The sequence below is a fragment of the Paraburkholderia sp. SIMBA_030 genome (assembly GCF_046535245.1).
GTDB lineage: Bacteria > Pseudomonadota > Gammaproteobacteria > Burkholderiales > Burkholderiaceae > Paraburkholderia.
The window spans coordinates 1-269 of sequence record NZ_JAWRXB010000611.1; the positions used below are offsets into that span (position 1 = coordinate 1).

Here is a 269-nt window from a genome sequence, read left to right on the forward strand (position 1 = left end):
CAGTAGACACTAAGACAACCAAAAGACGCGCGCCGAAAAATGTCGCGCCACCGACGGTTTATCGCAGTTTAGAATTTTTGCTAAGTGAAGAGTTGATTCATCAGTTAACCTCTATTAATGCTTATGTTCCTTGCTGTCATCCTCGCGCCCAGCATACAGCCGCATTCTTGATCTGCGATCAGTGTCAACGTGTACAGGAATGCAGCAGCTTTCCCGTACAGGAAATGATGAGCTTTGCCGAGCAAGATGTGGGGTTTGTGGTTGAGCGT

The 269-nt window shown here is 47.6% G+C and carries 1 pseudogene; it reads left to right on the plus strand.

Annotated elements, in window-relative coordinates:
* Positions 1 to 269, plus strand: a pseudogene (locus tag SB772_RS41410) (hypothetical protein); the annotation flags it as partial.